The 24,182-nt window shown below is 35.2% G+C and carries 22 protein-coding genes; 13 read left to right on the top strand and 9 right to left on the bottom strand.

Annotation, left to right across the window (positions count from 1 at the left end; genetic code table 11):
- Window position 1 precedes the first annotated feature (1 nt).
- The 4 genes from MKY80_RS18690 to MKY80_RS18675 all read left to right on the top strand — a co-directional run bounded on the left by MKY80_RS18690 (window position 2) and on the right by MKY80_RS18675 (window position 6,635).
- Window positions 2-523 (top strand): hypothetical protein, encoded by a 522-nt coding sequence (locus MKY80_RS18690; RefSeq protein WP_342530634.1) that lies wholly within the window; start codon window positions 2-4, stop codon window positions 521-523.
- Window positions 524-719: 196 nt separating this feature from the next.
- Window positions 720-1,619, top strand: coding sequence for a DUF4007 family protein (locus MKY80_RS18685; RefSeq protein ID WP_342530632.1), 900 nt, complete (start codon window positions 720-722; stop codon window positions 1,617-1,619).
- Entirely contained in the window at window positions 1,609-5,091 is a 3,483-nt protein-coding gene (locus tag MKY80_RS18680; protein WP_342530630.1) for a hypothetical protein, read from the top strand. The genes MKY80_RS18685 and MKY80_RS18680 overlap by 11 nt, the downstream gene beginning before the upstream one ends.
- Before the next feature lie 17 nt (window positions 5,092-5,108).
- Window positions 5,109-6,635, top strand: a complete 1,527-nt coding sequence (locus tag MKY80_RS18675; protein WP_342530628.1) for a hypothetical protein — start codon at window positions 5,109-5,111, stop codon at window positions 6,633-6,635.
- An 862-nt stretch (window positions 6,636-7,497) separates the two neighbouring features.
- On the opposite strand, the gene MKY80_RS18670 is transcribed toward MKY80_RS18675, so the two are convergent.
- Both MKY80_RS18670 and MKY80_RS18665 read right to left on the bottom strand, forming a co-directional pair.
- Complete coding sequence (locus tag MKY80_RS18670) at window positions 7,498-8,076, bottom strand: hypothetical protein (protein ID WP_342530626.1); 579 nt, start codon at window positions 8,074-8,076, stop codon at window positions 7,498-7,500.
- Between the two features lie 716 nt (window positions 8,077-8,792).
- Window positions 8,793-10,541, bottom strand: coding sequence for a methyl-accepting chemotaxis protein (locus MKY80_RS18665; protein ID WP_342530625.1), 1,749 nt, complete (start codon window positions 10,539-10,541; stop codon window positions 8,793-8,795).
- A 430-nt stretch (window positions 10,542-10,971) separates the two neighbouring features.
- Here MKY80_RS18665 and MKY80_RS18660 point away from each other — a divergent pair, with 430 nt between their 5' ends.
- Window positions 10,972-11,121, top strand: coding sequence for a hypothetical protein (locus MKY80_RS18660; RefSeq protein WP_025116598.1), 150 nt, complete (start codon window positions 10,972-10,974; stop codon window positions 11,119-11,121).
- 289 nt (window positions 11,122-11,410) lie between these two features.
- A complete protein-coding gene (locus MKY80_RS18655; RefSeq protein ID WP_170844121.1) occupies window positions 11,411-12,352 on the top strand; it encodes an alpha/beta hydrolase in 942 nt (313 codons plus the stop codon).
- A 76-nt stretch (window positions 12,353-12,428) separates the two neighbouring features.
- Here MKY80_RS18655 and deoC read toward each other — a convergent pair whose 3' ends face one another.
- Window positions 12,429-13,073, bottom strand: a complete 645-nt coding sequence (gene deoC, locus MKY80_RS18650; RefSeq protein ID WP_089986206.1) for a deoxyribose-phosphate aldolase — start codon at window positions 13,071-13,073, stop codon at window positions 12,429-12,431.
- A 273-nt stretch (window positions 13,074-13,346) separates the two neighbouring features.
- Between deoC and MKY80_RS18645 the strand changes: the two genes are divergently transcribed.
- The 3 genes from MKY80_RS18645 to MKY80_RS18635 all read left to right on the top strand — a co-directional run bounded on the left by MKY80_RS18645 (window position 13,347) and on the right by MKY80_RS18635 (window position 17,515).
- Entirely contained in the window at window positions 13,347-13,607 is a 261-nt protein-coding gene (locus tag MKY80_RS18645) for an amidase family protein (RefSeq protein WP_338061747.1), read from the top strand.
- 150 nt (window positions 13,608-13,757) lie between these two features.
- The gene (locus tag MKY80_RS18640) at window positions 13,758-15,017 is read left to right on the top strand and encodes an MFS transporter (RefSeq protein ID WP_089986205.1); all 1,260 of its coding nucleotides are present in this window, start codon (window positions 13,758-13,760) and stop codon (window positions 15,015-15,017) included.
- 251 nt (window positions 15,018-15,268) lie between these two features.
- Window positions 15,269-17,515: a 5'-nucleotidase C-terminal domain-containing protein gene (locus MKY80_RS18635; RefSeq protein ID WP_258954945.1), complete on the top strand. Its 2,247-nt coding sequence runs from the start codon at window positions 15,269-15,271 to the stop codon at window positions 17,513-17,515.
- Between the two features lie 219 nt (window positions 17,516-17,734).
- On the opposite strand, the gene MKY80_RS18630 is transcribed toward MKY80_RS18635, so the two are convergent.
- Entirely contained in the window at window positions 17,735-18,175 is a 441-nt protein-coding gene (locus tag MKY80_RS18630; RefSeq protein WP_025116607.1) for a cell wall hydrolase, read from the bottom strand.
- A 140-nt stretch (window positions 18,176-18,315) separates the two neighbouring features.
- A complete protein-coding gene (locus MKY80_RS18625; protein WP_089986204.1) occupies window positions 18,316-18,867 on the bottom strand; it encodes an ECF transporter S component in 552 nt (183 codons plus the stop codon).
- A gap of 175 nt (window positions 18,868-19,042) precedes the next feature.
- Here MKY80_RS18625 and MKY80_RS18620 point away from each other — a divergent pair, with 175 nt between their 5' ends.
- Together MKY80_RS18620 and MKY80_RS18615 are read left to right on the top strand one after the other, a co-directional pair.
- Window positions 19,043-19,891 carry a pyridoxamine kinase gene (locus MKY80_RS18620; protein ID WP_170844120.1) on the top strand — a complete coding sequence of 283 codons (849 nt, stop codon included), beginning with the start codon at window positions 19,043-19,045 and terminating at the stop codon, window positions 19,889-19,891.
- Between the two features lie 60 nt (window positions 19,892-19,951).
- The gene (locus MKY80_RS18615) at window positions 19,952-20,461 is read left to right on the top strand and encodes a GNAT family N-acetyltransferase (protein ID WP_008179994.1); all 510 of its coding nucleotides are present in this window, start codon (window positions 19,952-19,954) and stop codon (window positions 20,459-20,461) included.
- Window positions 20,462-20,490: 29 nt separating this feature from the next.
- On the opposite strand, the gene MKY80_RS18610 is transcribed toward MKY80_RS18615, so the two are convergent.
- The gene (locus tag MKY80_RS18610; protein WP_237068861.1) at window positions 20,491-20,754 is read right to left on the bottom strand and encodes a hypothetical protein; all 264 of its coding nucleotides are present in this window, start codon (window positions 20,752-20,754) and stop codon (window positions 20,491-20,493) included.
- Window positions 20,755-20,860: 106 nt separating this feature from the next.
- Complete coding sequence (locus tag MKY80_RS18605) at window positions 20,861-21,016, bottom strand: YvrJ family protein (protein WP_081936992.1); 156 nt, start codon at window positions 21,014-21,016, stop codon at window positions 20,861-20,863.
- 217 nt (window positions 21,017-21,233) lie between these two features.
- Here MKY80_RS18605 and MKY80_RS18600 point away from each other — a divergent pair, with 217 nt between their 5' ends.
- Entirely contained in the window at window positions 21,234-21,740 is a 507-nt protein-coding gene (locus MKY80_RS18600) for a sigma-70 family RNA polymerase sigma factor (protein WP_052301748.1), read from the top strand.
- Between the two features lie 3 nt (window positions 21,741-21,743).
- Window positions 21,744-21,941 (top strand): hypothetical protein, encoded by a 198-nt coding sequence (locus MKY80_RS18595; protein WP_008179990.1) that lies wholly within the window; start codon window positions 21,744-21,746, stop codon window positions 21,939-21,941.
- A gap of 50 nt (window positions 21,942-21,991) precedes the next feature.
- On the opposite strand, the gene MKY80_RS18590 is transcribed toward MKY80_RS18595, so the two are convergent.
- Both MKY80_RS18590 and MKY80_RS18585 read right to left on the bottom strand, forming a co-directional pair.
- Window positions 21,992-22,891, bottom strand: a complete 900-nt coding sequence (locus MKY80_RS18590) for a 3-hydroxyacyl-CoA dehydrogenase (RefSeq protein ID WP_089986201.1) — start codon at window positions 22,889-22,891, stop codon at window positions 21,992-21,994.
- Between the two features lie 227 nt (window positions 22,892-23,118).
- Window positions 23,119-24,015: a copper oxidase gene (locus tag MKY80_RS18585; protein WP_107922451.1), complete on the bottom strand. Its 897-nt coding sequence runs from the start codon at window positions 24,013-24,015 to the stop codon at window positions 23,119-23,121.
- Window positions 24,016-24,182: the final 167 nt, after the last annotated feature.

The raw sequence follows: 24,182 nt of genomic DNA, 5'->3' as shown, positions 1-24,182 counted from the left end.
TATGTTTGAGGGAGATTTCAGATATTTCGGCGATCATGCTGAATTAACGAATGATTTATTATTTGAGAACGGTGGAACAGATGGTGTTTTTTCGACTGCTTACGATGTATTTTTTTCAGCAGCAATAATAGGTTTTTTATCAGGAGAATGTACAAAGGAAAAGGGTGACAAAAGTCAGGATAAAACAATTTTTAGTGATAAGTTGTCAAGAGAATTTGAAAAAACAAATATCATTGAACGGACGTTGATTCTTGCTAACCCTAATCTCGATTTAAAAGAGGAACAAACGCGTATTAATAGAGCGCTTAGAAATTTCACTGATGTAACAACAAAAAAAATTAATAAAGATTATGTGATTGGTTACGCATTAAAAGGTATCGAAATTTTACATGATAAACTTAAAGAAGCAAAGAATGAAAAGAAAGATGTTGTCATACTAGCAAATGAGTTAATAGAGGAGTTTACATCTGATGAAAAAAATTATGAAGGTTTATTTGATTTAATTCACGAATTAGCTAGATAAAATTAATAGAATTAAGAAAAGTACTTTGGTTTTGTCCAAAGTACTTTTTTTTCTGGAGGCAGTTAACCAGTGATTAAAAAGAACGTTTGTTTCTATATTTGAGTAACTTTTACTTAACGAATGTGGTTATATAATATATAATTGTTCTGGAGATAGTCATCCAGAAGTGTTTGGTATCTAGAAAGGATGTTTAGTAATGGCGTATGGAAGGCATGAAAGTTTCTATTTAAGAGATAAGTGGATTAGTAAAGGTATGAAATCGATAAATAATGATCCGCGATTTTTTTATGATAATGATGGCTTTGAGAAGATCGGCCTCGGAAAAAACATGGTCAGATCATTAAGATTTTGGTTATTAGCAATGGATATAATGACGGAAACCGAAGAAAAAACACACGTCTTAACAGAACTTGGTCAGCTTGTTTATGAATCTGACCGACTGCTTCAAAAGAATGAGACCGTATCAATTCTCCATTATCATTTAGTTTGTAACTATAATGATCTAGCAACAGTATTTTATTGGTATTTTAATGTTTATAAAGAGACTCTTACGCAAAGACCTGATCTAAAAAAATCATTTAGAACGTGGGTCAAAAATAATGAGCCTAAACAGGTTTCTGAAAAGTCCCTAGATAGAGATATTGATGTATTAATTCAACTTTATACTAAAAATGCAAATGAAAATGATCCGGAGGATTTCATTTTTAGTCCGTTTACAAAAATCAATCTCATAAAAGAAGAACCATCAGAAGATAAATATGAGAATATTAGAAAGATATCTCCGGAAGTCGAAAACATAGGATTAATAGCTTTGTATTATGTTTTATTAAGATATGCTTTTGAAAATGATATTGAACTTATTAGTCTCGACGAAATTATTAACGAGAATTTCTTATGGGGGAAAGTATTTAACCTTTCGAGAAATAGAATTATTGAAGCATTAAACAAATTGACAAATCACGAAACATTTCCTATTGAATACGTAAGAACAAACAATTTGGATAATGTTAAAGTTTCAAAGATAAATCCAATTGATTATCTTTGCCATGAATTTAATAAAGATATCGAGAGGATGGCATCAACAAATGGCGTTTAAGACAAGTGTAAATATTAGATTTGATGTGGGTAAGGATGAATTTATTAATAGGTACATTCCTACCCCTTCTCATACAGAAGTATTAAAGGGGTTATTAGACGGGTTTGTTAAAGAAGGTAATAGATCTCATATTATTGTTGGGGCATATGGGACGGGTAAATCGCTGATTGCAACGGTTATTAGTAGTATTATGTCCAAGAATGCTTCGTCAAAAGGATTAGAAAAATTAATTAATAAGTTTACTCATTTTGATGATTATATTGCTGATCAACTCCGTACAGCTAGCAGTCTAGAAAAGAAGTATCTCCCTGTACTATTGACAGGTAATGAAGGAAGATTTAGACAAGCTATATTATTAAATATTATTAAAACTTTAAAATCTGAAGGTATAGAAGTTGTCCTTCCAGGGATCAGTGAAAAAATTATAGAATCTATTGATAAGTGGCAAAAACAGTTTCCTGATACCTATAAATCATTCACAAAATTAATAGTGTCAAAAGGTAAAAACATTGAAAAATGGATAGAAGATATTAAAAATCAAAATGAAGATGAAATAGCTTACTTTAATGCTATTTATCCTACACTTACTTCAGGCGCTACATTTGAAATTGGCTATAATGAAAGCTTTTTAACCCAAATGGAGTATATAGCCGATGTCTTATCTAAGAATAACTTAGGATTGATTATTGTACATGATGAATTCGGTAGATTTTTGCAAGGTTTAAACAATTCAAGCTTAAATGAAACAATGCAAGATATCCAAGATTTAGCTGAAATAACTGATCGTGAAAATTCATTACAATTTATGCTGATTACTCATAAAAGTCTTCGACAGTACTTTAAAGGTATGCACGAAGATATAGCAAGGGAATTTCAGCGTATAGAGAAAAGATTTAGACAGTATAACATTACAAGTGATCAAGCGACTTTCTTGAAAATTGCTGAAGTAATTCTAACTGAAAATATTCAGGAAAAACCTGAAATCTCAAAAGAAACGTATGAAAATACATTAACAAAATTAAAAAGTTATCCTCTGTTTCCAAGTCTGAATCCATCTGAGAGGGAACGAATAATCGCTAAATCAATGTACCCACTACATCCAGTTTCGTTATTTATGCTCCCTCATTTATCAAGTGTATTTGGTCAAAATGAGAGAACTCTTTTTACATTTTTAGAAAGTGAAGAAACTGGTGGGTTAATCAATCATATTAGAAAAAGTAACTTATATTACAAACCACATCAATTATTTGATTACTTCTTTTCGGATGCCACAGAAAATGATATTGATGTTGAAATATCAAGGAACCTACTTCTTTATAAAAAGGCAGTAGCCAGAATTCCAGATACTTTAGTTGATAAGAGGCATGCACTAAATTTACTTAAATTTATTTCAATTTGGAATCTATGTAGTTTGCAAAAAGAACAAAAGCTTTCAACTGAATTTTTGATGTTTGCAATGCAAATGGATCATATAGAACTAGAACCGTATTTGAACGTTTTATCAAAACAAAAAGTAATTAGATTCAATAGATTAGGGGAATATTGGGAGATTCATACAGGTAGCGCTGTAGATATTAATGAAAAAATATCTAGTAAAAAGTTGGATTATATTCCTAGTGAAATTGAGATACAAAAAATCTTGTTAAAAAATCTTGATAGGAAATATTACTTCCCAGAAAAGTACAATGATGATAAGGAAATGACCCGATTTGCTAATGTAGAGCTTCTCCTTGAATCTAATATCGATAAAATTAATATGCTAATGATGAAGAATAGTGATACAGATTTAACTCTTTATTATGTTATACCTGAAAACAAAAGTTCAGAAGAAATTTCGAAAAAACTTATACGACTTTCTCGTTCTGAAAAAGATATTTTTTCAGTGCATCCTACCCCTCTTTCTTCAATTAAGCAGGAACTGTATGAGAGTATTATTATCGAGGAGTTATCCTCTGATAAAGCTTTACTCTCAGAAGATAAAGGTATAAAGGAAGAGTTATCAATTTTAGGGAAAGAGGCAAACCATGTTATAAAAAAATATTTATCGGCCCTTTCCAATTTTGATAAAAATATCATCTGGATTTCTTCTAAAGATAGATTAACAATTAATCGCCTAATTGATTTATCAGAATTGTTAACTAAAAAGTGTTTTCAATTATATGGAGATACACCAAAAATAATAAATGATTCATTCAATCGAATGAATTGTTCTTCACAACAAAAGGTAGGGGCAAAAACACTTATAGACTGTATTATTAAGTCTCCAAATGAAAGTCAGTTTGGAATTGAGGGTAGTGGACCAGCATATGCCATTTATGCTTCAGTATTCAAGAATAATTCCAATTTTGATATAAATGTTAATAAACTTGATTATAAATATATCGAGTATGTACCTTATCGTCTATTACGTAAAAAGCTTATTGACTTATTAGATAAACAACCTAAGGGCAATTTTGCTGATATTATAAATATTTTTACAGAAACACCATTTGGTATCAGAAAACCTGTAGTACCTATTTTATTGGTTGCAATGTTACGTGATCGCTGGAATGAATTTATGCTTTATAGAAATGAAATATTTGTACCAGGACTTAATGGAAGTAAGCTTTATGAAATTTTAGAGGAAGAGGGACCTGAAAACTATCAATATACCTATGAGAAAATTGATGAGGATTATATTCAATTCTTTAATTCACTAGAAAACCACTTTGCTGATTTTATTGAGGAAAGATTAGAGGGACAAAACAACTCCAGACTTATACAAATCTGTGGTACTTTAGTCAAATGGTTAAGATCTCTCCCTCGATTCACCCAAATCTCAAGTACTGTAAGTAGAGACTTTGAACAACTTAGAGATAGAATTAGAAGGACAGAGGTTAAACCACAGCAGAGTATTACTGAATTATTTTATCTTTATAAAGATAATATTATTCAATTATTGTGTCTTAAAGAATATGCTGAAAGCTTTATCGTAGAAGTAGAAAACGATCTTGAACAAGTTATCATAGAAAAATTAAATATAAAAGATTTCACCGATCTCTATAACTGGGCGCAAAGTCAACATGAATATTCAAAGAAAAATAATGATTTGATTAAGACTATTTTAATTACTGAAAATAGATTAAATTGGGTTCCTATATTCATAGAGAATTTCTCTGGTGTTAGAATTGATGACTGGTCTGACAAAACTTATGAAAAGTTCGTAATTGATCTCCAACAAAATTATCAAGATGTTATCAATTTTAACAAAATTGAGGATAGTGAAGAAGATGATGAAGTTAAGGAAATAAACGAATTTATCACTTTAGAAATAGGGAACAAGACTAAGGTAATTTCTAAAGTTGATTTTTCTGTTAAAACCAAGACGGTATATACAAATATTGATAGAATAATTAGAAATGCTGGACGTAATATTCCAAAGAATGAAATGGAATATATGATTTATCTGTTGCTAGAACAATATGTTGAATAATCATAGAGGTGATTAACTTGGACAATACAAATAGTAAACAAATTCATATAGCTGTCCTAACAGGTGGAGTTACAAGCTCATACGTTGCAAAAAATATGGTTAATACCTATGGGCAAGAAAATAGTAGGCTAATTTTCATCGATACTTTTAGCGAAAGTATCGATGACCCTACTTTCGCTGACAATCATCGTTTTATGGATGATGTTGCGAAGTTTATTGGACTTCCAATATTAAAAGTAGAGGGTAATGATTCAGATGAATTATATTACGATTTTTGTAATTATGACGAAGAAACATCAGTATTAAGATATTCAGTAGAAGTGAAATTTAGACAGATACTTGGTTACCTAAAAGATATAAGGGAAAAAGAAAACTTAGAACCTATTCTTTATTTTGGAAATGCTGCTAAAGAAATGTACGATAATAAGTCAATCTGTCTTGAAAGTATAGAAAAAGATCTTGGTATAGTGTCAGATATTGATTCATTTTTTGAGAAAATGATTGAAGACCCAGTAGAAACAAGATTCCCACTAGTTGATAACATAAATAAAGATCTCGATATTAAAGACATCATTCAAAATGAATGGGGTATTGATCTTCCACGTTCAGAACGTAAACGGGTTCATATTGCAATGTTTTCAGGTGGTGCCGGAAGTGCTTACGTTGCATATTATATGGTTCAAGCATACGGAAAAGAAAATTGTAAATTGTTTTTTACAAATACTCTTTGGGAAGATGAAGATAACCTACGTTTTATGGATGAGATTTCAGAATATATTGGTCTTGAAATTACGGAAATTTTAGACGGACGTACTCCAGAGGAAGTATTTTATGACTATAAGTTTTTAGGGAACTCTAGACTTGCAAAATGCTCGGAAGAATTAAAAGTAAGACAAACACTGATTTATCTTGAAGAAATGAGGGATAATGAGAAAGTGGAGCCTATTCTTTACTTTGGGATCGCTCCCCATGAGAAGCATCGTCGAGATGATAGTCATGTAAGACGTAGATCTAACATCATTCAGGAAAATAGTCCAGATATGAATATTAGAAAAGCTGCAGGGATTAGATCATTTTACGAACATTTCCCAATCGAACCAATTGAAACAAGATTTCCATTAATCGAAACTTTACGAGACGATTTAGATGCTAAAGGAATTATCCAATATGAATGGGGCATTCAACTACCTCGTATGTACACGGCTGCAAAAGAAAAAGCTGAAAAAGAAAATGATCCAATTTCTAAAAAGTTAGTGGAAAAGGGGATAAACGGATTCTCCCATGCGAATTGTGGTGGGAGATGTGTACGGGGTGGATTCCAGCATTACGCAACTTTATATTCTATTTGGCCTGATCAATATAAAGAGCAAGAAGAGATGGAAGAACGTTTCCGTAAACACTTTGAAAAAAATGTCTCCATTTTGAAGAAAAACGGTGGGGCATATACTTTGAAACAATTCCGTGAAGATATGGAAAGAGACGGTGTAGAGAAGTATCTGTTTACTCCAGATGATACCATTCCTTGCGTATGTTCTTTCTCATAAGACATCAACATTTAATTGACCTATTAAATATTTGAAAGCACATTGTTAATATTTAGAGGTTATTAAATTGATCGTCAAATTAAAATCTATTGAAATTGTAAATGAAGAGAAACCGTTAACTTTAGAAAGTATCCAATAAGAAATTAAAGAAATATAAGTCTCCGTAAGCAAAAATTTTTGTTTTTTCTCATTTTGGGTCAAACTGAGGGTCAAGCTTTAAAAAAGGTGCTGAAAAGCCATTGAAAACACTGGTATTTCAGCACTTTTTATATTTTCCGTTTCAAGACCCGCCGTCTCCATCTAGTTGCTCAAAATACAGGTGTATCAAGGCTTTTGAAAAGAGTGATAATAATTGCGGTAACCATTCACTTTTCTTTAGCATCAAATTCAATAAATTGAGCAGGCTTGAAGTCGTTTTCCATGTCGAGAACGGCTTCTTTTTCTGTTGTAGGGTATTAATGACTTTAAATGTTTAAGGCTGTCTAAGACATGTCAGCTAAAGGTGCATATGTGAAAAAGCTTCATCCACTAGACAATGACCTTCCGATAGTGAATGAAGCTATTGTTAATTGTTTTCTTAAAGGAATCGATCAGAAGAAACTATGATTAATTGTGCTGAGTTAATCAAATTTCAAAAGTATGTAATGGACATTAACAAATATGATTATGCACGTTATGGTTGAAACGGCTGAAAGAATAAGTATCTCTTGTGTTTGCCAGTGTGGATCTAAGATGTTAGTATGCTACTTTCCTACAATACCGCTACTGCGTTACCATACTTTTTCACAGTAAACGGGGGGATTCTCCGTCCTCCCATCCTGGCAAATAATCTTTAGAATTACTCTCTCCATGTCCTACAGAATCATTGACAATTCTCCCACTTCTGTTTATTTCCGTAGAAGTTATCCAGATCATCAAACGAAGCTTTGAAGATATTTAAATTATAGTCATTCACCTCCACCGTACCCTGAATGAATCCTAGCATGTCATCTGAGACGTTAGAAGCATCCTCAGCCCATTCGTTTACCACTTTGTATACTTCTTTGTCATAAGCCGTTTTATGGGCCATAAGGACCGATGTAGCTAAGTTCTGTGTGATGCCGTTGTAAGCGCCAATTGCATTATCGAAATTTAGTAATCCATCTTCATTAAGCGCTACACGTTTAAAAGCTAGGTAATTTGAATACATTTCGTCTAAAGCTATTGCGTTTTCAGGTGACAGACAGGATTTATCAGTATCGGGCTTGTGGATCACCTCAACTGCTTCTACCTCGTCGGTTTCTACAACCTCTGCATTTTCACCTTCAGCGCTCAAACTTTTTTGTTTGGTCTTTGTAAGATAACTATCGTTTGATACGAGATAACTTATAACTATAATACCCATCACTATAATAGATGTTAAAATTGCAATTATTACTTTGTAAACGTTATTCTTTTCCATTGTCAATAACCTCCGAATTATGCGTTAAAATATAACCAAGATTTGTTTTCTCCTCCAGCACACATCGTCGCTGTCATTATAAGTGCAACTGACAATTCTATAATGCATTGCTTATAGAAGCATAGTGTAAGAGAAATACCTTCCATACTTATCATATTATGTAAATAGTTTGAAGGCAAATTAGATTTTGTTGATAAGTAAATAGATTTAAACTACAACCATTTGGAATGTTATACATGATAAAGATTAAGTCCTAATCAACTTAATGGAATCTACTTTTGTATATTCGAAGTAATTAATAAAGGGAGAGGGTACTTTGAAAGGCTATTGATGGAAATTGCAAATACATAATTAGCGAATTTGATTAAGTATGATACAAGATGATGTTGAAATATTAGAGGGATGATAAAAGAGTATAAAAATGCGTTAGTGTAAATTGCTAACAGTGTAAAATTCACTTCCTGAATGCCGCTTTCTATCGTGAAATAGATGCTTGAGAAATATCTGATTTTTGATCTAGATTGCTCATACTTAAATCTTTTTCTTTGCTTAAAGAACGTACTAACTGCCTAATTGAGAGTTATTCATATATGGTATTTCAACTCCACTTTAAATATCTTCATGCCCTAGAGGGAAAGACGTTAAGTTGTCTTTCTCTCTTTTTTAGAAAATTAATGCTAATCATCAAGGGCAATAATGCAAATGCTTGCTAGCTTTTATATTGTATATCGCTCCATTAAAGAATTTAATTCACGATTTAATTCCGTTAGTTTTTCGGCAGCATGAGCAACATCAGTAATTGCTTTAATGTGCTCATCGATGGAAGAAGCAATTTCCTGTACGGAAGCGGCCGTCTGTTCTGATACGCTGGACGCACTTTCGATTCCTTCACTCATCAACTTATTATAGGAGGTCATCACGTCCATTTCTTTATTAACGGCTAATATGGATTCTACAATTTGTTTAACAGAATCAGACATCTGATTGAATTTACTTTGTGTTAGTACTACATCATCATTTAACTTTTTAGCAGTTTCCATTGTTCCTTCTACAGTTTCTACTGTTTTAGTCGTTTCTGAAACAATGGATGAAACCACGCCTTGTACTTGGTGGGTGGCCATTTTCGATTGTTCAGCTAGTTTTCTTATTTCATCGGCAACCACTGAGAATCCTCTACCATATTCACCTGCTCTAGCAGCTTCAATACTCGCATTTAAAGCTAGTAAATTGGTTTGCTCTGCGATTGTTTCAATTGTTTCCATTACCTGTGTGATTTGATTTATTTGATCATTTAATTTTTTAATTTCATCACTGACTTCTTGTGAGGCTGCTAGTGAAATAGTATTGGACTGTTGTAATTGTTGTACTATTTCAATTCCCTCGGATGATATTTTTTCTGCATGTTTTGTAATGTCGTACATAACTTTACTGTGTTTTTCCGTGGTTTCTATAGAATTTGATAATAGCTCTACTGTTTGGTTTATGTTGTCCAAATCATTGGCTTGTTCCTGTGTACCAGTAGCAATTTCAGTAATTGCTCTACCAACTTCGTCACTACTAGCAGATGTTTCTTCTGAAACGGCTGATAAGTTAGTAGCTGAATCCAATAAATGTTCACTTGTATTTTTAGTCTTTTCGACGAGCGTACGTAATTGCTGTGACATTTTATTAAAAGCGGTCGCAAGTTGTCCAATTTCGTCATTTGATTCAGGTAGATGAGTAACCATTATATGACCATTAGAAATTTTTGTTGCGGCTTCAGCTACTTCTTGTAAAGTATTTAATTTCTTCCGAATACCTAAATAAAACACCATTGAGCTTAAAATAATAAGTACGACTGTTGCACCAAAAATAATATATTGTAAAATGTTTAACCCTTCATAAAATTCATCTTGAAAGACAGCAATTCCAATAGTCCAACCCCAAGGCTCAAAATATTCAGTATAGGCTGTTTTATCTTTAAAAGAACCATCTGGCTGTTTATCAGAGTATACGACATAGCGATCTGATTCATTTTTGGACTTGCCGCCTGCAATGATCATTTCGCGATTACTTCTGTTCAGGTCATCGGCAGGAGCTCCACCTATTTTAGAGGGATGGAGTTGTAACACTAAATCCTCGTCAAAAGCTAATATATATCCATTTTCTTTGTAAGTAAAATTGGATTTTTGATAATCGTACTCTCCAATTTCATTTACGGGTCCATTTAGAAGAATTCTCGCTTGTTCTTTTCCTTCTTCTAGTGTTATTTTGCCACTTTCTACTTCTTCATTAATCAATTCTATTGAAGTATAGGCCCCTTTGACAATGCTTTGGAGTTCTCGTTGACCAGATTCTAAGAGCTGATCTTTGGCAACAAAATAGCTTGTTGAGCCGATAATCACAACTGTTACAAGTATAATAATTGTGATTAGTAGCATTAACTTCCCAGAGATGCTTCGTAACCGTAAATTTTTCTTCATCATTTGCTTCCTCCCACAACTATATATAGATATATTTCGACAGTAATCTTCATAATTCAATGGTATCGAAATTATTTTTTATATGAGGCTAATTGCCCTGCAAACGTCTATTCATTCATCAATCTTTTATAGATTGATATTTTAGTGTGAAAATGATGTGATTACATATTAATATACTGTTGAAATGCCGTTTTCTAATTCAAACTAGAGTATTGTTAAGCGTTCGATACTATATAGATGGTTCTCACTGGTTAGTTTTATCTTTAAAGAAAATAGGCTGTAGACGGGAATACAGTTGCTATAGTAAATGAAGGTTATATATGTAAGATTAGGCGGCACACCAATAAAGTAAAAATGTATACATCAGCAAAATAGGGTATATTATATTTGTTGAATAGATTTTCTTTAAGACAGGAAAAGTAGGTGAACCAAAGTGGGGAAATATCAATTGGATACTAAAGGTAAGGCGGCTGTGGCGAAGTATCATGAGAAACACAAGCCTGCCCAATTTGATAAAAAGCAGCAACTTGAGAAAATACGAGCAGAGTATTTGAAAAAGAAGCAAGAACAAGCAGATCAATAATATGAATGAAAACATAGGGAGGTTAAAATCTCCCTATGTTTTTTCAATTGATTGTAGAGTTTATTTTTCAGGTATCTATTCCTTGTTAATTGAATTTCACACGCCCCAGCATTTCTAATTTGTTCATACTCCGTTCATATTGTTGACATAGGGAGGACATCTTCATTTTGTAAGCTATCCTAAACGGTTTGCGGAAGTGGCCGGATACAAAGTTGATGACGAAAGTGAGGAGTGGCACGAGCTATTAAAGCGGTCTGCACTGGCGGTTTTATATTCTCGTGCAAATAGAATGAAAAAAACGATTACTATTATAGGTAAAATGATAGCGGGTTTAGTGATAGCGCTAGTACTCTTTTTATTAATTGTGTTTGTAGTTAATATTGTTTGCAACAAAATGGAGCAAGGAAAAATAGAATCGTATGGTCAGTCTGTAACAGTAGATGGGAAAAATATGAATATTTTCATTCAGGGGGAGGGCGAGGAAACGGTTGTGCTTTTACCTGGTTATGGGACGGTGGCACCGGGACTTGATTTTCAGCCATTAGTAGATGAACTATCTCCATTTTACAAAGTTGTTGTTGTGGAGCCCTTCGGTTATGGATTAAGTGATTCGACTGACAAGGAACGGAGTACAGAAAATATAGTTAGTGAAGTGCATGAAGCATTACAGCAGCTTCAAATTGAGCAGTATATTGTAATGGGTCACTCAATTTCGGGTCTTTATGGACTGGATTATGTGAATACCTATCCAAATGAAGTGAGTGCATTTGTTGGGCTTGATAGCAGTGTTCCATCAATCAGTGAGAAAAAAATTGGTTCTTCCATCATTAGAACTATAAAGTTTCTTAAACAATCAGGTTTAGCTCGATTGCAGGTGAAGCTGGGTGATGACCCATATGCTGACCTATCGTATGATAAAAAAACAAAGGAACAATTGAGAATGCTTAAGCATAAGAACATGTATAATTCCACTCAGTTAAATGAGGCTGAAATGATGTATGAAAATTTTAAAGCAGCTGAAAGTTTGTCATTCCCTAAAAATCTACCTGTTATTTTCTTTATCCAAGCGGATCATCCAGTCACTGACAGGTGGGTACCTGAACATCATAAGCAAATAAAAGATTCTGTCTATGGGCAAGTGGTGACATTTGATGGGGATCATTATTTATATCGTACTAAGGCAAAAGAAATCGTTGAAGGCTTAAGAAAATTTATGAAAGAGGTCAGATGAATGGTGAGTTCATCTGAAAATGAGACGAGTCAGCTAAGTGATGAAAAACCGCCCATTTGGACGGTTTTTTCACATTTTAACTAAAAATTTTTACAGCCGAGCTTGTGCCTATTCTTGAGGCACCTGCATCTATCATTAATTGAATATCTTCCACGTTACTTACACCGCCTGATGCTTTTACGCCAACATTTGGTCCGACTGCTTGTCTCATGATTGCAACGTCTTTAGCAGTTGCGCCGTGCAGTGAAAAACCTGTGGAGGTTTTTAGATAATCGGCGCCAGCTTTTACGGATAATTCGCATGCACGAATTTTTTCTTCATCCGTTAATAGACAGGCTTCTATAATCACTTTGACTAGCGCTTTCCCTTTTGCAGCGTTTACCACCATTGCAATCTCTTTTTCCACTAGCATATTGTTTTTGTTATTTTTCAATTCTGCAATATTTAATACTACATCGATTTCTGTAGCCCCGTTACCAATGGCATTTAAAGTCTCAAAAACCTTTGCTTCCGTCGTGTTTGCACCTAATGGAAATCCTATTACTGTGCATATATTCACATCCGATTCACGTAATAGTTCTGCAGATAAGCTTACCCATGTAGGATTCACGCATACAGATGCGAAGCCGTATTGTCTTGCTTCCTGGCATAATTGAATGATTTCTTTTTCTGTCGTATTAGGTGAAAGTAAGGTGTGGTCTATTAATTTTGCATAGTCCATATATATATCATCTCCGGCATCAAAATATGTTTCCCTACTAAAAAGCTCTGTGGGGATGTTCAGCTACCCACATGATTTATATTAAAGGATTTCATATTTTTTAGACCATCCAGTTTAATAGATTTTTCACCATCCATTAAGATTCTACATATGCTTTTAGTCTTTTGGTGTTTTTGGGTTCATTATTCTCGACATTAAACATGGTCCATATAGTTCAAACATTTGGCTAGTAGCTGGGTGCGATTCGTTACTTGAAATTTTCGATAGAGGTTCATTTCAGCAGTTGATTGGACGGAGCAAATTTTCACCTATGCGCCATTTACCAATTTAATTAATGCTACTGGGCAGCCTTCAGTATCATTGCCTTTGGCAGAAGGTCAATCAGGTTTACCAATTGGTCTACAAATGACAGGTAAATTTGCAGATGAATTAACATTATTACAGCTCGGTAGACAATTAGAAGAAGCCATACCTTGGAAAGGTCGTAAACCTGCTGTACATGTAAGTACAACACAGCCTCAGCCAGCAGTATAGATGAGCATGAACGCACCCAGTCGAGACAAAAGTAGAGGGGTGCGTTTTCTGTATCCTTTACATCAGCGTATACACTACGACAAGAAACAGGTCTTTCTCCCATCCAGCAATTCATATACATAAAGAAAAAACTAATAGGAGTAGTGATTATTGGACAAACAACATCACAGGTATAGATGGGTTGTGTTTGTTGCTGTATTGTTTACGTATTTGTTAATGGCCAGTCAACGAACTGCTCCGGGGTTAATTACTGATCAATTGATGAGGGATTTTGGGGTGACGGCATCGACGATTGGGCTATTGACGAGTATCCAGTTTTTTGTGTATACGAGTTTACAAATTCCGATGGGGGTTTTAGCTGATCGATTTGGGCCAAACTTTTTTCTTATTATGGGTGCTACCCTAACAGGACTAGGTACGATTCTTTATAGTTTAGGGACACATGAATTCGTCCTATTTTTTTCTAGAATACTTACTGGTGTAGGGGATGCAACCATTTGGGTGAATATGGTGCTTATTTTGGCACAATGGTTTCAGAAGAAGGAATTTGTGCGTTTAATTGGCTTTGCAGGGATGACTGGGAGTCTAGGTTTCTTATTGGCGACGGTTCCCTTTGCTACTTTGATTCTTTTATTTGGTTGGAGAATTTCATTTTTTTCAACGGGACTCTTATTATGTGTATGTGGTGTTCTTCTTTATTTTGTACTTGTTAAAAATACGAAACGTATCTTTTCGGCTAAAGCGATAGTTGAAGCTGAGGTAGTGCAACATGAAAAAACATCTGTTTTATTACGGAGAATATTTTCAAATCGACAAGCTTGGGCTTTATTTTTTTGCCATTTCGGGGTCGTTGGGGGATATGTAGGCTTTATCAGTTCGTGGGCTGTCCCCTATGGAATCAATATGTATGAGATGACACGTTCAGAGGCGAGTCAGCTAATTATGATTGGTCTTATCGGAGCACTTATCGGGGCTCCATTAACGAGTTGGCTTGCTGGTCGGTTAGAAACGATTAAGAAGCTTTATATTGGTGTTCAAATGGCTGTTTTATTGAGCTGGTTATCCTTTCTCTTATGGAAGGGGCATCCGTCCCTAATTCTTCTTATTATACTATTCTTCATCATCGGCTTTGGATATGGAGCAAGTGCCTTAACGTTCGCGGCTGTTCGTCAAACTTTTCCTATCACTGAATCTGGTATCGTTTCTGGTTTTGCGAATACAGGAGGCTTTTTAAGCGCTGCATTACTACCGATTATTTTTGGCTATGTGTTGGATTATTTTCAATCGACTTCAGGTTATATAGGAGATGGGTACTACTATGGATTTATCACCCCAGTTGTATTTTCCGCCATTGGCTTGATGGGAGTACTGTTATTGAAGGAACAGCACATGATAGCCGACCTACAATGACTTGGCGAAACCTCTAGTCGAAGGTAATGTCATATCAATCTTAATTGCTAAATTAGGGGTATTTAAGCGAGCATTAAGCGCTTGTTAAATATCCTTTTACTATAGCTTTTTTCCCCTTAATCACGCTGAAATTTGTTAAAATTATTCATTATTATTACTTTTATGATTAATTTTACCTGGATGGTGATCACCATAAATGCTAAACTGATTAGGAATCTTAAAATTCAGAATTAAAGGGAGCAAACTAGGAAATGAGTAGATTTAGAAAAGTTATATCTATACTAAGTATGGTGGCATTGATACTGGCAACAGGGATTTTCTTTACGCAAACCCCTGTAAATGCACAAGAGGTAGATAAAGATATTCATATTACACTCCTCGCTACATCAGATATTCATGGCCGTTCTATGCCTTGGGATTATGCGGTGGATGGCCCAAATCTCACAGGCAGTTTAACGCAATTATATACAATTATTAAGGATATTCGTAACGATAATCCGAATACAATCTTGCTGGAAAATGGAGATTTAATACAGGATAATTCTGCAGAATTATTCAACAATCAGCCTCAATCACCAATGATGGTCGCTGTTAATGAAATGGGCTATGAGGCTTGGACATATGGAAATCATGAATTCAACTTTGGTTTAGACATCCTTGATAAAGTTTCTAGCCAATTTAATGGTACAAGACTTGCTGGTAATGTTTATAAAGAAAATGGAGATCGTTATTTACCTGCATATACAATTATTGAGCGTGAAGGGGTAAAAATCGGTGTTATCGGGATGGTAACTCCACTGATTACAGAGTATGAAAAAGGCACGGATCATCTAGATGGACTAGTGATCAAAAATCCAATTGAAGAGACTAAAAAAGCGGTCAAAGAATTAGAAGGCAAAGTAGATGTCATGATTGGCCTCATGCATATGGGGCTGGAAAATGAAAATGGTATTCCAGGGACTGGCGTGAAGGAGATGGCAAACGCCATTCCAGAGCTAACAGCTATTTTTGCAGGTCATAATCATGTCCTGATTAATAAAGAAGAAGTGAATGGCGTTTTTATAACAGAGCCTAATAAATATGGAACACATATTTCACGAATTGATTTAACATTTACTCGCCAAGGCGAACAATTGCTGCTAAAAGAAAAAGACGCTTCGGCTATTCCTGTAAAGAACGAAGATGGCACATTTGTTGAATCTGATAAAGAACTAGAAGAAACATTAAAGCCTTACCATGAGTTTGCACGTGAAGATGCCAATATCGAAGTGGCACAGCTGAAAGGAACAAATCTTGTCCCGAAAAATGAAATTAAAGGAATTCCTACAGTACACATTCAAGAAACACCTTTATCAGACTTTTTCCATGAGGTAATGCTGCATTATAGTAAGGCTGATGTAGTAGCGCATCAGATTGATAATGACAAAGCTTCATTGAACATAGGTCCTATCAAGAAAAAGGATATTGCCTATAATTATCAATTTGCTGGCGGAGAAGTATCTGTTTATGAAGTAACAGGAAAAGATTTAAAAGATTATATGGAATGGGCTGTTGGCTATTTTAATAGTACGCGAGATGGAGATGTAACGATTAGTTTTGATAAAACAAGACGTTCATCGAAATATAGTACAAATGACTATTTTGGTCATGTAAAGTATGACATCGATTTAACGGAGCAGCCAGGCAACAGAATCAAAAATCTTCGTAAATTAGATGGAACGCCAATTAAAATGGAAGATCATTTAAAGCTTGGTATGAACGCATATAGAATGGACTTTCTCGTATCAAAAGGTCAGGCGCTTGAAGGGCGTAAGTTCAATATGACTTGGTCCTCTAAAGATGAAAGTGCTTATGGGGAAACAGGTGGAACAATTCGTAATCTAGCAATTCGATACCTGAAAGAAGAGATGAACGGTGTTTATGAGCCAGTCATCCAAAATAACTGGAAAATAATTGGTGTCGATACAAAATCACCAACTCGTGCTGCTGTTGTTGAATTAATTAACCAAGACATTTTAGCAATTCCTACTACGGAAGATGGAAAATATACAAATATTGCATCTATTAATGTCAAGGATGCCATAACAAAGGAAGAAATAGCGGAGCTAGCAGCAAAGGCCAACGTCAAAGAAAGCCGATTTTCTGGAGTAAAAACGACAGGTGAATTTTATCAAAAGCTAGTAAAAGCTATTAATCACCCTAAAGCTGAGGAAGATAAAGTAACAGACAAGCCAGTGGAAAAACCAACAAATCCAAGCAAACCAGAGCCAGATAAATCAAAGCCTTCTGTTAATAAACCACAACCAACTAAAGGCATTGTGACAACGTATCACTTAAATGTTCGTTCGAAACCATCGAATGCAGGTAAAGTATATGGCACAATTTCAAAAAATACTGAAATAACGATTTTAGGGGAAGAACAAGGCTGGTATAAAATTTCTTATAAAGAGAAAACGGGTTATGTGTATAGCCGCTATGTAAAAGTTAAAAGTAAATAATGAAAGGGGCTGAAGTGAAGTAGTTTTATTACTACTCTCTTCAGCCTTTATTATAGGTTGATTTTAATGGTATAGCGTAGGATTAAATAAAGAAACCTTTTTAGTTATTGGCTGAATTGAATAGTGCTAGCATTTTTTTTAATAAGCTGTTGAAATAGATATGAACAAAAAAAGGTAACAGCAGTTATTTAGACAGTCCCTTTAAAAATAAAAACAAAGCTACCCCATATAAACACTTTCACAAGTATCTGGTGCAGGTTCATAGAAGCAATGGTTTTTAAATTGACCTGTGAATGGTTGGCCATACCATGTTGGGGGACATGGGGCGTATGGGTTGAAGTACCAAAGGGCGTATTTGGCTGGGTGCTGACGCCAGAAGTCTAAGTTCTGTTTGGCTAATCTTTTTTCTGTTTCTCTTGCACGTTGGTAAAACATATTGCCCTTTTGGACGGCTTCGAACGAATAGTTTCCTCCTTGTACTTGATAAATGACTTGCTCGATAGTTCTCACGTCGTTGAAGTCCAAGCAAGATGCGACAGCTCGATTGACAATCACATTGCCCACGTATAACATGCCTTGCTGTCCTTCACCTTCAGCCTCAGCTCGCATCATCCTTGCCATTAAAGCAACGTCTGCATCGCGGTATTTTACTCTTGGCATTTTTACCACCTCCACCATATAGTATGAAAATGATCGAGGCGAATGTCACTTTATCCTGAAAATCACCTATTTTTCTATGTAGAAGCAAAGAAAACACTCCATCCGTGCTGCAAAATAATAGAGCAGGATGGCGTGTTTTATTATAAATTCCTTTTGAAATAAGGTGTTTTTTTCAGTACGACACATACGGGGATAGCGATAATTAGGCCAACAACGTTTTGAATAATATCACCTGGAATGGATGCTAACGGTGCAATCCAGCTATTGAACATAATCGCTTGCCCGATATAATAGACGGCAATCATTACGGGCATGGATACTACAGCCCCTAAAATGTTTAAACCAATATGGTCGCCTTTATATCCCTTTGACCAAGCAATTTTACCAACGATAAAGCCTTGTAATGCGCGTGAAATAATAGTAGTGGGTGCCCAAATTAACCAGCCACCTACGATATCGAATAAGCCCATTCCGATGGCTCCAGCAAGTGCCCCCTTTTTAGGTCCAAATAAAATGGCTGAGATGAATAGCATGGACGTCCCTAAGTGAATCAGTCCACCTTGACCAAATGGTAGTTTAAGATTAATAAACATGGTAGCAACGAAAACAAGTGCCGCTAAAATGGCTGTAATGACTAAATCAAATGTTTTCGTGCGTGGTCTTGTATAGGATGATCTTTGTATATTTTGCATCTTTATCTTCCTCACTATGATGAATATTTTGATGATTTTTACTTTAGCAAAGGACTGACTGTTATAAAAGTGTCAATTTTATAAAATAGTTAGAGGTCAGTAGGAGGATATTTTCGCATCTTTCTAATTGTGATACGATGAGGTGAGTATAAACAGGATGAGTTAGGTGGAATGTATGATGAAAAAAGTGGCTGTAATTCAGGATATGTCATCCTTTGGGAAGTGCTCGCTAACGGCTGCCATCCCTGTATTATCTGTGATGGGCGTGCAGGCTGTGCCATTGCCAACTGCCATTCTAACGGCACAAACAGGGTATTCGAGCTTTTATTGTGAGGATTTAACCTCAAAAATGGACTACTTTGTGGATGAGTGGAGCAAACTTGGGGCTAGCTTTGACGGTATTCACACGGGCTTTGTCACAGGTAAAGAGCAAATCGATAATATTTTCCGTTTTTTAGGCGTGTTTCACTCAACGGATACGACCTTGCTAGTTGATCCTGTAATGGGTGATCACGGTGAGGTATATAAAATGTTTACGGGCGACTTACTGGAACGGATGAAGGAGCTAGTAAAGTGTGCAGATATTATTACGCCTAATGTGACGGAATGTTGTTTGCTCACAGGCTTGTCATTTGAGAGGTTGCAAAGCTATCAGCATGAAAGAGATTATATTCAGGCACTAGAAGAGGCGGGGCAGCAGCTCCAGCAGGCCACAGGGGCACATGTCATTATTACTGGCTTAAATCCACCTGTAGTGGAGAGCAAGCGTTATGTCGGGAATATGTTTATCGATGCGAACCGTTCTTTCCATAGCATTCGTGACTATAATGGTGAAAGCTACTCGGGCACGGGTGATTTATTTGCATCTGTTATTATGGGCGGTATGATGCGTGGGCAGGATTTAGTGGAGTCCATGAAGCTAGCAGAATCGTTTTTAGCGGCTGCTATTGAGGCGACATCCAAGGAGCAAGTGCCTCGTGAGGCAGGCGTTCATTTTGAACAGTTTTTACGGCTGTTAGTTTAGAAAGTTTTTACCGTTTTCAAACATTGTTCGTCGATTAGTAAAAAGGGGAGGAGAAAATATATGGAAATTAGGTTATTAACAGCACAAGATGCTGAGGCATATCGTCAATTAAGATTAGAGGGATTACAAACAAATCCTGAGGCATTTGGTTCAAGTTTTGAAGAGGAAAGAGATATGGCGCTTGAGTTGTTTGCAAGTAGACTGGAAGCACAAGGTTCATTTACTTTCGGAGCATTTGATCAGGATGAATTGTTTGGGGTTGCTACATTGGTGCAGGAAAGCAAAATGAAGCTAAAGCATAAGGCGAGTATTTTTGCCGTGTATGTGTCTCCGGAAAAACGAGGGCTTAGCTTAGGTAAACGTTTAATGCAAGCAATAATCAAGCAAGGGAAACAATTAGCAGATGTAGAGCAAATTAATTTAACCGTAGTATCTTCTAATGAATCGGCAAAAGGACTATACACATCATTAGGTTTTCAAATATTTGGGACAGAGAAGAGAGCTTTAAAAATAGCCCAGCAATGCTTTGATGAAGATTATATGGTTCTATATGTAAAGCCTTTGAAGTAATCAAATCTTCAAAGGCTTTTATACGAACTTCAATATAACAATAAAATAAAAATAGTAATGACCGCAAAAGAAAATGCTAATAAACAGCTAACCATGCTTACTTTCTTTGTCAGTAACCATATGCTTAGTGCAACAATAATAATTGATAATGGGAGTATCAGCCAAAATACAAGATTGCCCAAGTATTCAATTTGAATGGGGAATGAATCATAAAAGTAATTATAAGTAATGCCTAGCATGAAAAAAATGGTCATGGCTATATCGGCTGATACCATTGTATTGTGAGTAATCATAATCCCCTCCCATCTCAGAAATATTTATTTTTACATATATTGTATGCACGAGTAGTGCGAAATCACACGGCAGCATTCATTAAAAGAATGTTGCCGTGTTTTTTTACTATTCCTCATTTTTATTTAACCTTCTTATGATGACAGCTTCTAAATTTTCCATTTTCTTTTCAAATCGCACAAAGAGATAGATGGTGATGGCAATTGGGAATCCTGAATTACCAATTAGGTTTATCCACATTTGAATATTTTCGGGTGTTAGCATGACATCTTCCTCCTTCACCAATATTGTGTCTTACGTATGTAAAAGTGATTTTAAGTGACATAAAATCAATATGATTTTGATTTTTAAGAACATTTGTTCTTATTTTGGTTTATAATAGATAGATGATAGTCACTTTATTTAGCAAGAAGGCGTATAGATAGGAGTGATGATGATGAAAAACGATAACTACAAGATCGAAGAGTTTTTTTACAGAAATATGGAACAGATAAAAAATCCAATTATCAAAAGCTTTTTGGCTAATGCTAAAAATCTTTATTTAGTTGAAAAAGCGATTTTATATCCAACCGATTGTAATATGAAAAGGGTTGATGAGACGTTTCAATTACATTATATAAATGTTCAAAAAATAAAATATGTCAGTAATTTAATTTATTTCTATAGCTTGGATTTTGATAAAAAAAGGAGAAGATTGCACGACCGTTTTTTATTAATTGTAGACGATGGACTATTTGAGACTGGGATGATGAGAAAGGACGAAATCATTCAAGAAGGATTACTAGAGGCTGTTGAAAATGAAGAGCTATTTCAATCCTTGAAAGGCTTAACGGATAAGCAGCTTCAAATTTTAGAAATGATTTATGTGAAAGATTATTCGATAAAGGCGATTGCTGAAACATTACAAACAACACCCCAAAATATATCGAATCTTCATCGCAAGGCATTACAAAAACTACAACAAAAGCTTCGTAAAGAGGAGGGATAACGGATGGACAGGGAAAATAACTATAATGAGGAGTCACTTCTATTCATCGAGAATTTTTCACCTAAAATTAAACAATGTCTCCATCAGACAAGCTATCAGGAAAGAGAAGACTTAGAACAGGAGATTAAATTAAAGATTATTGAAAAACTTGCAACGAAGGAATTTATCAATACTCCTAGCTTTTGGGATTTCTTCACATAAGCCAAAAAAAGAGCAATTATCCTTGTTCTCGGACAATTGCTCTTTCTTCATTAACCCTTTAAGAAATCCGGTTCAGCAAAGCTTGGGTTTGGATATGTGTAGAATCCTTCACCTGTTGCACGACCGAGCTTACCTTTTTCGATATACTCTGTTTTCAGTAGGTTGGCTAGCTTTTTCATGTTTTCATCACCAGTAGCCATTGCTTTTGCTTCAACAATATTATAAGCAGTGTTGATACCTACGATGTCTAAGATGGCAAATGGACCAAGTGGTGCGCCTGTGCCAATCATCCATGTTTTATCGATTGTTTCTGGATCTGCCACTTCTTTTACTAATAAAGATTCAGCGGCATCTAAAAATGGTACGAGCAATGAGTTTAAAATATAGCCAGGTTGCTCTTTATATAATGGTAGTGGAACCATGCCGATTGCACGTGCAAATGCAACAACCTCATCGAATACTTTCATATCTGTGCCTGGGTGTTTCATAATTTCAGCTGTGTTGTTTTTCCAAATAGTATTGGCAAAGTGTAGCGCTAAAAACTTCTCAGGACGGCCCGTTGCTTCTGCAAATTGGCTAGGTAATAAAGTAGATGAGTTAGTAGCAAAAATTGTTTTTGCAGGTGCTACTTTGCCAAGGCTCGTATAAAATTCTGTTTTAATTTGGACAACTTCAGGGATTGCTTCAATTACAAGATCAGCATCGGCAACAGCTTGTGCTAAGTCGCTTTTAAATGTTAGTCGAGCATAGGCAGCATCTACTTCTTCTTGTGTAGCTCCTAAGTCTTGTTGATAAAGTGGTTTCAATTTTGTAATACGATCCTGTGCATTTTTCAACGCCTCGTCGTTAATATCGTAAATGGTTACTTGAAAACCTTTAAAAGCAGATTGATAAGCAATTTGACTTCCTAACACACCGCTACCTGCGACCGTAATGTTTTGATAATTCATCGAAATTCCTCCTTTGAAATTGTTACATTAATATAATAGTGTGGATATGTAAAAAATCCTTCGTTACAACTACATACTACTTCTTTAGATAATAAAAAATCAAATGATAGCCTCTATTATTATAATGATATAAAGTTTGTGGGACGGCTCCTTTTCAAGTATGTACCCAAAATCGACTAAACATAACTGTAGAAATAAAAAAGAACAGCAACTAAGCTGTCCATGTCTTAACCATAATTCACTGTTGTAAACATCCCCCCAACACCAGGAGCCCCATTATTGGTAACGTGATGGGGCATATGACAATGGAGAGGCCAAATACCAGGATTATTGGCGAGAAATTCTATATCCCACGTTTCGCCAGATGCCACAAGAATAGTGTTTTTGGCAATTTGTGTATGACGAGCAATCGGAAAGCCATCTGCGCCAACAACATGAAATTGATGACCGTGTAAATGGATGGGATGGTGATGCATTTGAATATTGCCAAAACGAATTTTAACGGTATCACCGAAATTTACGGGGAAGGATTTGGTGGATGGATAGCATTTCCCATTCATTGTAAAAAAATTAAATTCTGGTTTCTTAAAATTTAAAGGATACGTACCCTTTGTAAGAGTTCCCCAAGGCAATTGATGAACTGCCCATTCCTGTAATAAACATAAATAATCTTTATGCTGTGGTAGGTTCTGTTTGCTCGGATCTTCAACAATAAATCCTCCCAATAGCCCAGCATTATCTTGCACAGCTACATTGACATGAGAATGATACATATACGTCCCAGGTGGATTTTTTATCGTAAAGTGATAATCAAAATAATGCCCTGGTTCAATAAAAGGTGATGGTTCAATAGGTGGTACACCATCCATAGCATTCGGCACGATTAAGCCATGCCAATGTACACTTGTTTTTTCAGGTAACCGATTAATAACCCGAATACAAATAGGATCCCCAGGAAAAACGCGAATGGTCGGACCAGGCGTAGAACCATTGTAGCCCCATGCCTGAATAAATATCCCATCTACGAGCTCCCACGTTATTTCCTCTGCAATCAAGGTGAAAAACTTTGTTCCATCCACTTGAACCCTATAAGGCAAATCTGAAATACCAGGGGTAATAACCATTTAGCACCCTCCTGAAAGCTTGATTGCTACTATTGTATGTGGATGGTGATGACATATAGGACCAGTTGCTTTATACCTAATTATTCATATTTATTACATTAGTAGCATATATAGGGGAGTCATGTTTTGTAAATGACCCATCATATACTTAAATCCATAAAAATTTA

This window comes from Lysinibacillus sp. FSL R5-0849 (assembly GCF_038595075.1).
Taxonomy (GTDB): Bacteria; Bacillota; Bacilli; order Bacillales_A; family Planococcaceae; genus Lysinibacillus; species Lysinibacillus fusiformis.
The sequence above is the reverse complement of the archived record's forward strand: the minus strand, read 5'-3'. Positions and strand labels throughout refer to the sequence as shown.

Bases quoted from the DNA above. Each gene is read 5' to 3' on its own strand.
- MKY80_RS18590 (WP_089986201.1), bottom strand. From the start codon at position 22,891: ATGAATTATCAAAACATTACGGTCGCAGGTAGCGGTGTGTTAGGAAGT.
- MKY80_RS18595 (WP_008179990.1), top strand. From the start codon at position 21,744: ATGGACAGGGAAAATAACTATAATGAGGAGTCACTTCTATTCATCGAG.
- MKY80_RS18670 (WP_342530626.1), bottom strand. From the start codon at position 8,076: ATGGAAAAGAATAACGTTTACAAAGTAATAATTGCAATTTTAACATCT.
- MKY80_RS18665 (WP_342530625.1), bottom strand. From the start codon at position 10,541: ATGATGAAGAAAAATTTACGGTTACGAAGCATCTCTGGGAAGTTAATG.
- MKY80_RS18625 (WP_089986204.1), bottom strand. From the start codon at position 18,867: ATGCAAAATATACAAAGATCATCCTATACAAGACCACGCACGAAAACA.
- MKY80_RS18615 (WP_008179994.1), top strand. From the start codon at position 19,952: ATGGAAATTAGGTTATTAACAGCACAAGATGCTGAGGCATATCGTCAA.
- MKY80_RS18655 (WP_170844121.1), top strand. From the start codon at position 11,411: ATGAAAAAAACGATTACTATTATAGGTAAAATGATAGCGGGTTTAGTG.
- MKY80_RS18685 (WP_342530632.1), top strand. From the start codon at position 720: ATGGCGTATGGAAGGCATGAAAGTTTCTATTTAAGAGATAAGTGGATT.
- MKY80_RS18680 (WP_342530630.1), top strand. From the start codon at position 1,609: ATGGCGTTTAAGACAAGTGTAAATATTAGATTTGATGTGGGTAAGGAT.
- MKY80_RS18605 (WP_081936992.1), bottom strand. From the start codon at position 21,016: ATGCTAACACCCGAAAATATTCAAATGTGGATAAACCTAATTGGTAAT.
- MKY80_RS18585 (WP_107922451.1), bottom strand. From the start codon at position 24,015: ATGGTTATTACCCCTGGTATTTCAGATTTGCCTTATAGGGTTCAAGTG.
- MKY80_RS18690 (WP_342530634.1), top strand. From the start codon at position 2: ATGTTTGAGGGAGATTTCAGATATTTCGGCGATCATGCTGAATTAACG.
- MKY80_RS18635 (WP_258954945.1), top strand. From the start codon at position 15,269: ATGAGTAGATTTAGAAAAGTTATATCTATACTAAGTATGGTGGCATTG.
- MKY80_RS18600 (WP_052301748.1), top strand. From the start codon at position 21,234: ATGGAACAGATAAAAAATCCAATTATCAAAAGCTTTTTGGCTAATGCT.
- MKY80_RS18610 (WP_237068861.1), bottom strand. From the start codon at position 20,754: ATGATTACTCACAATACAATGGTATCAGCCGATATAGCCATGACCATT.
- MKY80_RS18620 (WP_170844120.1), top strand. From the start codon at position 19,043: ATGATGAAAAAAGTGGCTGTAATTCAGGATATGTCATCCTTTGGGAAG.
- deoC (WP_089986206.1), bottom strand. From the start codon at position 13,073: ATGGACTATGCAAAATTAATAGACCACACCTTACTTTCACCTAATACG.
- MKY80_RS18630 (WP_025116607.1), bottom strand. From the start codon at position 18,175: ATGCCAAGAGTAAAATACCGCGATGCAGACGTTGCTTTAATGGCAAGG.